The following is a 12,151-nucleotide window of genomic DNA, read 5'->3' as shown; positions in this document are numbered from 1 at the left end:
GCGTATTAGGAACGTGCCATGTCTAGCGATCTCGATACTGTTTTTGCCGCTTTGGCCGATCCGACCCGCCGCACCATCCTTGCGATGCTGCTGGAGGATGACATGGCCGTCACCGATGTGGCCGAACCGTTCGAGATGTCTCTGGCCGCGATCTCGAAACATCTGGTCATTCTGACCCGCGCCGGGCTGATCAGCCAGGAAAAACGCGGGCGGGTGAAATGGTGCAAGCTGGAGCCGGACGCCCTGCGCGCGGCCTCGGTCTGGATGCAGGGCTTCGGGCAGTTCGAACCCGTCAATCTGGACGCGTTCGAACGGTTTTTGGAAATCGAGCTCCCTTCGGGAGACGACCCCGAAGCTATCTGACCACGAAGACCGACACTTTCGAGTGCTGCGCCAGTTTCCCGGCGTGGCTCGTAAAGATGTAGTCGGTGATCCGGGGGGCATGTGTGCCGACGACGATCAGATCCGCGCCAATTTCTTCGGCGGCTTTCGCAAGATCCCCATCCACTTCAGCGGCCACGTCGACAGAGTGGATATTGCGCGTCTCAACCTCGGTGCCACTTAGTTTGCCGATCTCGTCTGCTAGCGCCGAAAGGCTTTCGGCAATCGCCTCATCCGTTTGCAAGGCCTCGCCAGGCTGCATACCCGTCACGCTGACGAGGGTAACCTTGGCGCTCTGCCATTTGGCGATTTCAGCCGCGACTGCAGTTGCCTTCTGGACCTCAGGCGGCATGTGCAAGTCGACAGGGATCATGATGTGATTGTACATGAATTCCTCCTCTCTCCAGTTTTGAGACTAGAGGACACCGCAATTTAGGGCCTTGATCTGGCTCAACACCTTCAAAAGGGCCGGTTTACCCCTCCTGACTGTATTCTACGTCGGTGATCACACCGGTCACATCCGCCCGGCAAATCCAGGGCGCTTCGGCGCCCGCCACAGAGACGCTCACGACCGTTCCCGTTGCCTCTGACTGGGTTGAGGTCGCCTGAACATCGCCAGATGCCACCCCAGTTTCCGCCGAGACCAGCGCCTCACAACTGGCCTGTAGATCTGATCCTTTCTGGTCAGAGCCGTTCGAGGCACAGCCACAGAGGAAAAGAGCCGTTCCAATCACGAAAACTCGGGTCATTTTGCGTTCCTTTCGCGCAATAGTCGAAATCTGCCACAGCTGGTATCAAGCACAAGAGTCACTCTTGCGCTGTTTGCGGAGCGGGCGCTTCGTCTTTCAACAGCATGAGAAGCGCGAGGATGGTCAGCCCGACCCCACCCAGAATAAGGCCTGTCGGGATGCCGTTGCCCAGCGCGATCTCCCACAAGATCACCCAGCTTGGGACAAGATAGGTATAGGCCATCACCTTGGCCGAGGGCAGGCGCAAAGCGGCGAACTGCACCAGCACGAAACTGACGGCGGTCGCAAAGAAGGACAGGTAGAACAGGCCCAGCCAGACGATACCCGGAAGGTTGACCCAGTCGGTTGCAAGGATATCGCGCCAGCCAAAGCCGGTCAGCAACAGGCATCCGGCGACGAGCGTGCCGAAGGTGAACACCACGGCCGGCTCGCCCCGGTTCAGTTTGCGCACCATCGGGGTGTAGATCGCATGGGCGACACAGCCCCAGAAATAGATGATCTCACCTCCTCCGATCGAGAACGCCCGGAACGCCTGCCAATCGGCGCGAAAGATCACCCAAAGCGCACCTGCCGCGCCGACCACCAAGGCCAGTGCCATCCGGGGCGTTGTGACCTGACGCAACAGCGCCCACCCGGCGAAGGCGGCGATGACGGGCGTCAAGGTGAACACCGCAGCCGCGCTGACCGGTGGGGCGGTTTGCAGTCCGTAGAACATCAGCACGAAATAGGTGGCGAACAGCCCGCCAAGCACAAGATACCGCCAAGGCGCCTGCGCCGCGCTGCGTGGCAAACCGGTGGTGGCCAATGCGGCAAGGCCGATCACACCTGCTGCTATCCCGAACCTCACCGCGTTCAGCGCCGCCGGGGCGATCTCATTGGCGATGATCGACCCCAACGAGAAACTGCCCGCGACCAGAGCCGAGAAGACCAGCATGGCCAGATGGCCACGCGCTTGTGGGCTCATGGCAGCCAGTCCTTGGACTGGTCTTTCAGGAATTGCAGGAAAGACTGCACCTTGGTCGTGCGATGCAGGTCCACATGGGTCACCAGCCACAACTTGCCGGACCATTCCGGCAATGACTCCATGACCTCTTCGAGTTCTGGATGGCGCGCGGCCTCCCAACGGGCCATGAAGCCTATCCCTGCCCCGGCAAGAACCGCTTCGCCACAGGTGAAGTTGTTGGAACACAGGAAGGTCATTGCCTCAACCGGTGCATTTGCCCGCAGCCAGCGCGAAAACGGCGCGCGGCTGTTTTCGTCGTCATTTCCGACAAAGGCGTGATTGCCAAAATCCTCTACACCCAAAGGCTTACCGCGCCGCGCGATATAATCCTTGCTGGCGTAGAGCCCGACCTCCTGCGCGACAAAGGGCTGTACAACATTGTCGGGCTGATCAGGCGCGGCACCGGCACGAATGGCCACATGCGCCTCACCATATTCCAGCCGGAACAGACGATCCCCGGTCAGATAGCGCACGATCAGGCCCGGATGTGACCTCTGAAACTCGGTCAATGTCGGCACGACCAGAGGGGCCAACGACGCCAAAGAGGTCACGACCAATTCACCCGAGACATCATCCCCGCGCCCCTTCATGCGACCGACCAGCTGGTTGAACTGATCTTCGGTCGCTTGGGCCACGCGCAACAGGTCCTCACCCGCCTCGGTCGGGGTGTACCCCCGCGCATGACGCTGGAACAGCTTCACTCCGAGGCGCGCCTCGATGGCGTCGATATGGCGAATGACCGTCGCATGATGCACGCCCAGAACCTCGGCCGCGCCGCTGACCGTTCCCATACGGGCCACCTGATACGCGGTTCTAACTTCGTCCCAATTGTCCATCACGACCTCATAATGTGCAATTTCAAACACTCAATGTTGACTTAGCCGAGTTTTGTTCGTCAGCGCAACGCTCATATTGGGAGCAGAGCGAAATTTCCCCAATGAGGACATCATGACCAAAACAATCCTGCATATCGACGCCTCGGCCCGCCGCACCGGATCAGCAACCCGCGATCTGTCGCATCGCGTCGTCCAGCATCTTGGCGCGGAACGCATCATCCGCCGCGATCTGGCCAGCCCCCTGCCGCTGCTGACCGAGGACTGGATCGCAGCAAACTTCACCCCGGCAGACCAACGCGATGCTGTTCAGCGCGATCAACTGGCCCTGTCCGACGAGCTGGTGAACGAACTGCAACGCGCCGATACCATCGTGATCGGCCTGCCGATCTACAACTTCTCGGTCCCGGCGGCGTTCAAGGCATGGATTGATCTGGTTGCCCGGGCCGGTTTGACGTTCTCCTACACCGAAAACGGCCCCAAAGGCCTGCTGGAAGGCAAACGCGCCGTTCTGGCCATCGCATCAGGTGGAACGGCAGTTGGGTCTGAAATCGACTTTGCAACCAATTACGCCAAGCATGTTCTAGGCTTCATCGGCATCACTGACGTCGACGTCGTAGCTGCAGATCAATTGGCCATTGACGCCGACTCGTCCGTCAAAAATGCCCACAAAGCCATTGGTGAACTGGCAGCCTGATCTGGCTCTGGCCAAAGCAAAGCGAAACGTCCAATCTGCGCAGCAGTAGCTTTCTGCGGATTGGGCGTTTGCAATGAAAAAGATCGGAATTCTCGGGGGCGTTGGCTGGGCCTCGACGGTGGATTACTACCGCGCGATTTCCCAAGGGGCGAGCCGCCACTTCGCCGCGCGTGGACACGGGTCCCCCCTACCCATTCCACCGATGACAATCGAGTCCGTCACGCAAGCCAAAACACGGGCCTTGCGCGGTGTGGCCGGTGATGAGACCAGTTGGGCTGCATTCGACGCGGTGTTTCGCGAAGCGCTTCTGACCTTGGAGAACGCGGGATGTGATTTTGGGATCATCGCCTCAAACACTCCGCACGCACGTCTTCATGCGATCCGGCAGGGGGTGTCGATGCCCATTCTCAGCATCTTCGACGCGACGGCCGAGGTCACCGCGTCAACAGGCGCGTCACGGGCGCTGGTTTTGGGCACGGCGGTGACCATGCAGGCGACCAACTACGCCGACAGGTTGGCACAGGAGGGCCTCGCCGCAAATGATCGTCTGCCCGAAGTCGAAATCGCCGAGATGCAGGCCATGATCGACAGCGAGTTTTATGGTGGTGCGTCAGAATCCGCTCATGACCGGCTGCTGGCCTTTTGTAACAAGCATGCAGAACCGGGCACGGCCATCCTGCTGGCTTGTACGGAACTGCCACTGGCTTTCCCCAACCATCTGGATGACCCGGTGTTCGAAGCCGACGGACATTTGTTCATCAACCCTTCGGCGGCCCATGTAGCCGCCGCGCTGAAACAAGCGTTGGAGGAGTGACTAAGGCAGCCAGGTCACGTCGCATTCGATCCGGTCGAAGAACGCCATCAAATCGGACTGCGTCATTGCGACGGTTCGGTCATTGACCAGCGGGTGCATGTAGATCACGTCGGCCTGTTGCACCGCTGCGTCCATGAAGAACCGCACGTTATTCTGAACCCCGTTGATCATCGCCAGCGGGCTGACTGCACCCGGACGGATGCCGAGGTGCTCCAACAAGCGATCCGCCGAGCCAAAAGACAGGTTGCCGATCCCCAATTCAGCGCCTAGCGCTTTGAGATCAATCTCGCGGCTCTGCTCCAGCGTCACCAGATAGTTGCGCTTTTTCTTGTCGCGCAGATACAGGTTCTTCAACCGCAACGCATTCTCGCCCGGCACCATGAACTGGCCCTCAACTGCCTTCGCATCCTCAACTGTGCGCAGTGGCACATGAGAATGCAGCCGATACGCCAACCCCCAATCATCCAACTGCGCCAACAACGCATCGGAACTGAGCGGCAATGTGTCCTGAAAAGCGGATGATGCGTCCATGAAAGCCTCCTGTTTGACGCGCTAATCGCGCAACATGCGGGCGAATTCAAGCCACGACAGCCCTAGAATTCGATGCTAGCGTGCCGCCATGAAAGTCACGCGCAACACCCCGGACCAATTGATACTGTCCAATACACCCTGGCTGATGGGCATCATGCTGGTTGTCTTCATCCTCTGTTTCGTCGGCGCAGGCCTCTTCATGGCCACCGAAGGGGGTGAGGGTATTTTTTTTGGCATTTTCTTTGCACTGGTCGGTGGCGGTTTGGGCTTTGGCGCCTTCTGCGTCTTTGTGCGACGCGTGCAGGTCATATTGGACCGTCGCTCGAACAGCATCCTTATCCGCCGCCAATCGATTTTTGGTTATGACACCGTGGAACATGATCTGTCGAACCTCTCCCATGCCGAGGTGGAAACCACCACCTCGAGTCGCAAAGGAAACTCGTCCAAGATGCATCGCCCCGTTTTGATTCTGGAAAAGGGCATGAGTGCCGGCCGTCACCCGATTGTCGAAGCCTATGTCAGCGGAGGAGGCGCACAGCGCATGGTCGATGCGGTCAATGCCTGGCTTCCGGCGCACAAGGTTGACTCTGACAGCCAATCCGCCTAAAGCCGGATCCAAACATCCGGAAGCGTATGACCTTCCGGTCCCTTGAGTCGTTCAGGGATCGCCCCCCACCAGCGAGTTTCGCCCGTGGGGGCGTTTGTGCATTTAACCGGCGCATCCTATGTAGGGCACGCCATCAGATAACCGGCATAGGAGGCCGAAGGCATGTTTGAAAATCTATCCGAACGCCTCTCTGGCGTCTTTGACCGGCTGACGAAACAAGGTGCGCTGTCCGAGGAAGACGTCAAAACCGCCCTGCGCGAGGTGCGAGTTGCCCTGCTTGAGGCCGACGTCTCGCTGCCGGTGGCGCGCGCTTTCGTCAAGAAGGTTCAGGAGCAGGCGACCGGCCAGGCGGTGACCAGGTCGATCACGCCCGGCCAGCAGGTCGTCAAGATCGTGCACGACGCGCTGGTCGAAACTCTGCGTGGCGAAGAAGACCCCGGCAAGCTGAAGATCGACAACCCGCCCGCCCCGATCCTAATGGTCGGTCTGCAGGGCTCGGGTAAAACCACGACCACCGGTAAGCTCGCCAAACGACTGAAAGAGAAAGAGGGAAAAAAGGTCCTGATGGCCTCGCTAGACGTCTATCGCCCGGCGGCGATGGACCAGCTGGCCGTTCTGGGTACGCAGGTCGGTGTCGATACGCTGCCAATCGTTCCGGGCCAATCGCCCGTCGACATCGCCAAACGCGCCAAGCAACAGGCGACACTGGGCGGCTATGACGTCTACATGCTCGACACAGCGGGCCGTCTGCATATCGACGAAGTCCTGATGGACGAGGTCGAACAGGTCCGTAACGTTGTTGACCCGCGCGAGACCCTGCTGGTCGTTGACGGCCTGACCGGTCAAGTCGCGGTTGAAGTCGCCGAGGAGTTCGACGCCAAGGTCGGCATTTCCGGCGTGGTCCTTACCCGGATGGACGGTGACGGGCGCGGCGGTGCGGCGCTGTCGATGCGCGCTGTCACCGGCAAGCCGATCCGTTTTGTTGGTCTGGGCGAGAAGATGGACGCGCTCGAAACCTTCGAGCCGGACCGGATCGCTGGTCGTATTCTGGGCATGGGCGACATCGTTGCTCTGGTCGAAAAGGCCCAGGAAACGATGGAGATGGAACAGACCGAGCGCATGATGAAGCGCATGGTCAAGGGTCAGTTCAACATGAATGACCTGAAAATGCAGCTGGAACAAATGATCCAGATGGGCGGCATGCAAGGCATGATGGGTATGATGCCGGGCATGGGCAAGATGGCCAAGCAGATGGATCAGGCCGGTCTGGACGACAAGATCCTGCGCCAGCAGATCGCCATGATCCAGTCGATGACTAAACGCGAACGCGCCAACCCGCAGCTGCTGCAGGCCAGCCGCAAGAAACGGATTGCGGCGGGTTCTGGGATGGAGGTCAGCGACCTCAACAAACTGCTCAAGATGCACCGGCAGATGTCGGACATGATGAAGAAGATGGGCAAGATGGGCAAAGGCAAGATGCTGAAACAGGCCATGAAGGGCATGTTCGGTAAAGGCGGCCCCTCGCCCGAGGAAATGGCAGCAGGCATGGACCCCAAGGCGCTGGAACAGGCGGCCAAGGCCATGGGCGGTAAGATGCCCGGTGGCCTGCCCGGACTGGGCGGTGGCATGGGCCTGCCTCAGGGCCTCAGCGGGTTTGGCAAAAAGAAGTAGATGACTGCCCTCACGCCTCATATCCCCCAGCTTGAGACCGAGCGCCTGATCCTGCGCGCGCCGTCCGAGGCTGATCTTGACGCCGACACCGCGTTCTTCGCCAGCGAAGCTGCGAAGTATGTCGGCGGTCAGATGCGCCGGGATGAGGTGTGGCGTGTGATCGCTGCTCTGCTGGGCCATTGGTCGTTACGCGGCTACGGATACTGGAGCGTCGATGAAAAAAGCACCGGCGAATATCTTGGTCGTGTCGGTCTCTGGTGCCCCGAAGGCTGGCCTGAACCCGAGGTTGGCTGGACGCTGCTGACCCACGCCACTGGCAAGGGATACGCGACTGAGGCTGGGTTTGCAGCGCGCAGCTACGCATACGATGTTCTGGGTTGGGATACCGCGATCTCGCTGATCGACCCCGAAAACCATGCTAGCATCGCCGTTGCCAAACGTCTGGGCGCACAGTTCGAATACAATTACGAGCATCCCAAATATGGGACGTCGGAAATCTGGCGGCACCCAGCCCCGGCGGATCTGGTGAATGGTGGAATGGAGGCCTACGCATGACCTCTTTCACCATCCCCACTTTCGAAACCGAGCGTCTAATCCTGCGCGCACCGCATCAGGACGACCTGCCCGCGATGACCGCGTTCTTCAAAACAGAACGTAGCTATATGGTCGGAGGCCCGAAGGATGAATTGGGTAGCTGGGACTCGCTGGCCAAACGGTTGGGTCATTGGGCGCTCAAAGGCTTCGGCCTGTGGCATCTGACCGAAAAATCGAGCGGCGCATTCGTCGGTTGGGCGGGTATGATCTTTGCTCCGGGCTGGGATGAGCCAGAATTGGGTTGGACCCTGATGGAGCAGGCCGAAGGCAAAGGTCTGGGCTTCGAGGCCGCACGAGCCGCGCGCCACTACGCTGCCCAGCATCAAGGCCTGAACGGCGTTATGTCCTATATCGCCCATGCAAATGAACGCTCGCGCGCTTTGGCCGAGCGTCTTGGCGCCACCTATGAACGCGAGGCCGAGCTGCTGGGCAAGAAAGCCCAGATGTGGCGTCATCCGCGTATCGATAACTCTGAAACTGCTTTGACCTCCGAAAGGATCGGCCAATGACCAACCCCGTGACACAGGCTGCGACGCTGCTGAAAGAGCATCGCGAAAGCATCGACCGGCTTGACGCGATCCTTGTGTATACGTTGGGCGAGCGGTTCAAGCACACGCAGGCCGTTGGCAAGCTCAAGGCTGAACACGACCTTCCCCCGTCCGATCCCACGCGCGAAGCCGCGCAGATCGCACGGCTAGAAGACCTGGCGAAAGAGGCCGATCTGGACCCCGACTTCGCCAAGGCTTTTCTGAATTTCATCATTCAGGAAGTCATCCGACACCACCGGAAACATCAAGAGTGAACCTCCGGATCAACAAACACCAGAATTGACCGGGCAATTCCCGGCACACGCCATCTAAAGGAGATACCACCATGGCAATGAAAATTCGTCTCGCCCGCGGCGGCTCGAAAAAACGTCCCTTCTATCGCATCGTGGCTGCTGACAGCCGTATGCCTCGTGATGGCCGTTTCATCGAGAAGCTGGGCACCTACAACCCGCTTCTGCCGAAAGACAGCGAAGAGCGCGTGAAAATGAACATGGAGCGCATCCAGTACTGGCTGGATCAAGGCGCTCAGCCCACCGACCGTATCGCACGTATGCTCGAAGCTGCTGGCACCCGTGACAAAGCCGAGCGCAACAACCCCAACAAGGGTACTCCGGGCAAGAAAGCCCAAGAGCGCGCAGAAGAGAAAGCTGCAAAGGCTGCTGAAGCGGCCGAAGCAGCTGCTGCACCGGCTGAAGAAGCTGCTGCAGAAGAATAAGCAGGCCAACGCGTGCAGGATCAGGCTTTCACCGAGGATTTTCGCACGCAGTTTGATCTGTTGATGCGGCTCCGGCGCGATGTGCGTCGGTTCCGCACCGACCCTGTGGACGAGGCAGTGCTGACGCGCTGCCTCGACGCGTTTCTGCTGGCCCCATCCGTGGGGCTCAGCGAACCTTGGCGCGTGATCCGCGTCGAAAGTGAGGCCGCGCGCGACGCGGCGCTTAAGAATTTCCAAACCGCCAATTCGGACGCTCTGGCCGGGTATTCCGGTGAGAAAGCACAGCTGTATAGCGGCCTCAAACTTTCGGGCATGCAGGAAGCGCCAGTGCAATTGGCGGTGTTCTGCGATGACACCACCAGCAAAGGTCAGGGTCTGGGCGCGGGCACCATGCCCGAGATGCGGCGCTATTCGGTTGTCTCGGCCATCACCCTGTTCTGGCTCGCCTTGCGCGCGCAGGGGCTGGGGTTGGGCTGGGTATCAATCCTTGACCCTGACCAGATGAACACCGATCTGAACGTGCCGGACAACTGGCGGCTGATCGGCTATTTCTGCGTTGGCTGGCCGGAAGAAGAGTCCGACACGCCCGAGCTGGAAAGGGCCGGTTGGGAAGACCGCGACGAGACTCTGCCAATCGAGGTGCGATAGCCGATGTTCGGATTGTTACGGCTTCCCATCCTGTTGCTGATCGCATTTATTGTCGGCGTGTTCTTTGAACGCAATAACCAGCGTGAAGCCTGCGAAGTGATCGGGCAATGGCGAAACGGACTATGTATAACGGAAGGCTCAAATGAGTGATCTGATCTGCGTCGGCAGCATTGCGGGATCATATGGTGTGCGCGGCGAGGTGCGGCTGAAAAGCTTTTGCGCCGTGCCGGAAGACATCGAAGCCTATTCGCCACTGACCGACGAAGACGGCAAAGAGCGCTTTCCAGTGGTGCTGACCCGCGCAATCAAAAACGGATTTGCCGCGCGTCTGGGAGGGGTTGAAACCAAAGAAGAGGCGGACGCCCTAAACGGCCTGCGCCTGTATGCCCGGCGTGATCAACTGCCTTCGCTGCCGGATGACGAGTTCTATCACACCGATCTGATCGGGCTCGAGGTGTATGACACCGGCGGCACCCTGCTGGGCAAGGTGAAGTCCGTGCAAAATCACGGCGCGGCGGATTTGTTGGAATTGCACGGGCCGGGTCTGAAATCGACTGTCCTACTGCCCTTTACTCTGGACGCTGTACCGACAGTTGATCTTGAGGCCGGTCGCATCGTCGCGGATCCGCCAGAAGGCCTGATCTGATGCGGCGCGTTCTGCTGCATCTGGGTTTGCACAAGACCGGCACCACCGTTGCGCAGTCGTTTCTCTACAAGAACCGCCACCTGATCTGGCCGCATTTCTCGCTGATCCTGCCCTACAAGACCCGCAAAACCGGACTTGCAGACATCGCCACGCGGCATTCGGTCTATCGGATGAACAGCACATTGGCCGAGTTCGAAACAGGTGTGAATGCGCTGCTGGAACCGATCAACTTTGGCAACAGTCGCGGCCTGATCCTCAGCGAGGAAAACTTCGCCGGCCTGCGCCCCAGTCGTAACAGCGCCGAAGGCTACGGGGCGACCCCGGAATTGGCGACGACGCTGGTTGAGCAGGTGACAGACCGTCTGGGGCCTGAGCCGGTCGACCTCACGATCTATCTGTCCTTGAGACAGCGTGAGGATTGGATGCGCAGTCTCTGGGCACATGATTTGAAGCGGACGCGGCTAGTGCAGGACTATGACAGCTTCCGAGACACGCTGAACCATTTGTCATCGCCGAAAGAGACTGCGGATATGCTTCAGGACCGGCTGCCGCTGGTCAAGGTCCAGACCGAGTGGATGGAGGACCTGCGCAAGCGGCGTTTTGGTCCGGGCGCTCCGTTTGCGGCATTTCTGAACCTGCCGCGCGACAAGATGTTCAAATTGATCGCACCTGAGCCGCACAAGACCCGTCCTGCCGATGATGTTCTGCTGGAACTGCTGGAGTTGAACCGTTCCGCGCTGGACGATGCGGCCCTGATGGCGCAAAAGAAGGCCCTCATCAAACGCGCCAAGGACGATCTGGTTTCCCAGTCATGACAGATACACCAAGCAAATCTCACGGTCGAAAGGCCATCCGCCCCACTCTGCAACCGCGCGAGTTGATGACGCCGACGCCAGATCTGCACGGCGTGTGGAAGGCCAAGATCATCACCTTGTTTCCCAGCGCCTTCCCCGGCGTTCTAGGCGAAAGCCTGACGGGCAAGGCCTTGCAAGAGGGGCTTTGGCAGCTGGAAACTGTTGATCTGCGGCAGTTCGGAATCGGCAAACACCGCAATGTGGATGACACACCCGCAGGCGGCGGCGCAGGTATGGTGCTGCGGGCCGACGTGTTGGGGCCTGCCATCGAACAGACCATGGCCGGTATCCGAGGCAACTGGCCGCTGATCTACCTCAGCCCGCGCGGCAAGCGCATGGACCAACGGATGATGCAAAACCTCGCGCGATGCGCCGGGATGACCTTGCTTTGCGGCCGGTTCGAAGGCGTAGATGAGCGCGTTTTGGAGCATTACGGCGTTCAAGAGGTCAGCCTTGGCGATTTCGTCATGACCGGCGGTGAGATCGCGGCGCAAGCTCTGATCGACGCCACCGTGCGGCTGATCCCCGGCGTGCTGGGTAATCAGGCCTCGACCGAGGAAGAGAGCTTTTCCTCGGGCCTGCTGGAACACCCGCAATACACGCGCCCCGCAGAATGGAACGGCCGCCCGATCCCCGAGGTCCTGATGTCCGGCCACCACGGCCGCATCGCCGAATGGCGCCAACAGATGGCCGAGGACATAACGCGGGAACGGCGGCCTGATGTGTGGGACGAATACGTTCGCGCCAGGCAGAAATCTATCAAATGATACAGGCAACTGTGGCCCGCAAACCGCAGGTCCACAGTTAAAGCCGATGCTAATTGAAGTTGAAGAAATCGCGGGATACTCATCTCTGAGTTT

At 59.6% G+C, this 12,151-nt stretch carries 18 protein-coding genes; 13 read left to right on the top strand and 5 right to left on the bottom strand.

The features are described 5' to 3' along the window. The first annotated feature begins 18 nt into the window (after positions 1 to 18). Positions 19 to 363, top strand: coding sequence for an ArsR/SmtB family transcription factor (locus ACR0B5_RS17670; protein WP_480542240.1), 345 nt, complete (start codon positions 19 to 21; stop codon positions 361 to 363). On the opposite strand, the gene ACR0B5_RS17665 is transcribed toward ACR0B5_RS17670, so the two are convergent. From ACR0B5_RS17665 to ACR0B5_RS17650, 4 genes are all read right to left on the bottom strand, one after another. Further along, positions 356 to 769: a universal stress protein gene (locus ACR0B5_RS17665; RefSeq protein ID WP_480542238.1), complete on the bottom strand. Its 414-nt coding sequence runs from the start codon at positions 767 to 769 to the stop codon at positions 356 to 358. The two genes, ACR0B5_RS17670 and ACR0B5_RS17665, sit on opposite strands and share 8 nt — an antisense overlap. Positions 770 to 854: 85 nt before the next feature. Further along, positions 855 to 1,130, bottom strand: a complete 276-nt coding sequence (locus ACR0B5_RS17660) for a hypothetical protein (protein WP_170668017.1) — start codon at positions 1,128 to 1,130, stop codon at positions 855 to 857. A gap of 58 nt (positions 1,131 to 1,188) precedes the next feature. Further along, positions 1,189 to 2,094 (bottom strand): DMT family transporter, encoded by a 906-nt coding sequence (locus tag ACR0B5_RS17655; RefSeq protein ID WP_480542236.1) that lies wholly within the window; start codon positions 2,092 to 2,094, stop codon positions 1,189 to 1,191. Beyond that, positions 2,091 to 2,969, bottom strand: a complete 879-nt coding sequence (locus ACR0B5_RS17650; protein WP_480542412.1) for a LysR family transcriptional regulator — start codon at positions 2,967 to 2,969, stop codon at positions 2,091 to 2,093. The genes ACR0B5_RS17655 and ACR0B5_RS17650 overlap by 4 nt, the downstream gene beginning before the upstream one ends. Before the next feature lie 112 nt (positions 2,970 to 3,081). Here ACR0B5_RS17650 and ACR0B5_RS17645 point away from each other — a divergent pair, with 112 nt between their 5' ends. Further along, positions 3,082 to 3,663 carry an FMN-dependent NADH-azoreductase gene (locus ACR0B5_RS17645; RefSeq protein WP_170722649.1) on the top strand — a complete coding sequence of 194 codons (582 nt, stop codon included), beginning with the start codon at positions 3,082 to 3,084 and terminating at the stop codon, positions 3,661 to 3,663. 73 nt (positions 3,664 to 3,736) lie between these two features. Continuing rightward, positions 3,737 to 4,477 (top strand): aspartate/glutamate racemase family protein, encoded by a 741-nt coding sequence (locus ACR0B5_RS17640; protein ID WP_480542234.1) that lies wholly within the window; start codon positions 3,737 to 3,739, stop codon positions 4,475 to 4,477. Here the strand turns inward: ACR0B5_RS17640 and ACR0B5_RS17635 are convergent, their stop codons facing one another. Continuing rightward, entirely contained in the window at positions 4,478 to 5,008 is a 531-nt protein-coding gene (locus ACR0B5_RS17635) for a prolyl-tRNA synthetase associated domain-containing protein (RefSeq protein WP_480542232.1), read from the bottom strand. A gap of 88 nt (positions 5,009 to 5,096) precedes the next feature. Here ACR0B5_RS17635 and ACR0B5_RS17630 point away from each other — a divergent pair, with 88 nt between their 5' ends. The 10 genes from ACR0B5_RS17630 to trmD all read left to right on the top strand — a co-directional run bounded on the left by ACR0B5_RS17630 (position 5,097) and on the right by trmD (position 12,058). Next, positions 5,097 to 5,615, top strand: a complete 519-nt coding sequence (locus ACR0B5_RS17630; protein ID WP_480542230.1) for a hypothetical protein — start codon at positions 5,097 to 5,099, stop codon at positions 5,613 to 5,615. Positions 5,616 to 5,777: 162 nt separating this feature from the next. After that, positions 5,778 to 7,286, top strand: a complete 1,509-nt coding sequence (gene ffh / locus ACR0B5_RS17625) for a signal recognition particle protein (RefSeq protein WP_480542228.1) — start codon at positions 5,778 to 5,780, stop codon at positions 7,284 to 7,286. Continuing rightward, the gene (locus ACR0B5_RS17620) at positions 7,287 to 7,841 is read left to right on the top strand and encodes a GNAT family N-acetyltransferase (RefSeq protein ID WP_480542226.1); all 555 of its coding nucleotides are present in this window, start codon (positions 7,287 to 7,289) and stop codon (positions 7,839 to 7,841) included. After that, positions 7,838 to 8,389 carry a GNAT family N-acetyltransferase gene (locus tag ACR0B5_RS17615; RefSeq protein ID WP_480542224.1) on the top strand — a complete coding sequence of 184 codons (552 nt, stop codon included), beginning with the start codon at positions 7,838 to 7,840 and terminating at the stop codon, positions 8,387 to 8,389. The genes ACR0B5_RS17620 and ACR0B5_RS17615 overlap by 4 nt, the downstream gene beginning before the upstream one ends. Continuing rightward, positions 8,386 to 8,682, top strand: coding sequence for a chorismate mutase (locus ACR0B5_RS17610; RefSeq protein ID WP_170380494.1), 297 nt, complete (start codon positions 8,386 to 8,388; stop codon positions 8,680 to 8,682). The genes ACR0B5_RS17615 and ACR0B5_RS17610 overlap by 4 nt, the downstream gene beginning before the upstream one ends. Before the next feature lie 71 nt (positions 8,683 to 8,753). Beyond that, entirely contained in the window at positions 8,754 to 9,143 is a 390-nt protein-coding gene (gene rpsP / locus ACR0B5_RS17605; RefSeq protein WP_170350323.1) for a 30S ribosomal protein S16, read from the top strand. Positions 9,144 to 9,155: 12 nt separating this feature from the next. Next, positions 9,156 to 9,791, top strand: a complete 636-nt coding sequence (gene bluB, locus ACR0B5_RS17600) for a 5,6-dimethylbenzimidazole synthase (protein ID WP_480542222.1) — start codon at positions 9,156 to 9,158, stop codon at positions 9,789 to 9,791. Positions 9,792 to 9,933: 142 nt separating this feature from the next. Next, positions 9,934 to 10,437, top strand: a complete 504-nt coding sequence (gene rimM, locus ACR0B5_RS17595; RefSeq protein ID WP_170494195.1) for a ribosome maturation factor RimM — start codon at positions 9,934 to 9,936, stop codon at positions 10,435 to 10,437. Beyond that, positions 10,437 to 11,252, top strand: a complete 816-nt coding sequence (locus ACR0B5_RS17590) for a hypothetical protein (protein ID WP_480542220.1) — start codon at positions 10,437 to 10,439, stop codon at positions 11,250 to 11,252. The genes rimM and ACR0B5_RS17590 overlap by 1 nt, the downstream gene beginning before the upstream one ends. Next, entirely contained in the window at positions 11,249 to 12,058 is an 810-nt protein-coding gene (gene trmD / locus ACR0B5_RS17585; RefSeq protein WP_480542218.1) for a tRNA (guanosine(37)-N1)-methyltransferase TrmD, read from the top strand. Before ACR0B5_RS17590 ends, trmD begins: the two co-directional genes overlap by 4 nt. The last annotated feature ends 93 nt before the right edge of the window (positions 12,059 to 12,151 follow it).

It is taken from the genome of Ruegeria sp. AG1, from assembly GCF_056541705.1.
Note: the sequence above shows the minus strand (reverse complement) of the source record. Positions and strands in the feature narration are given on the sequence as shown.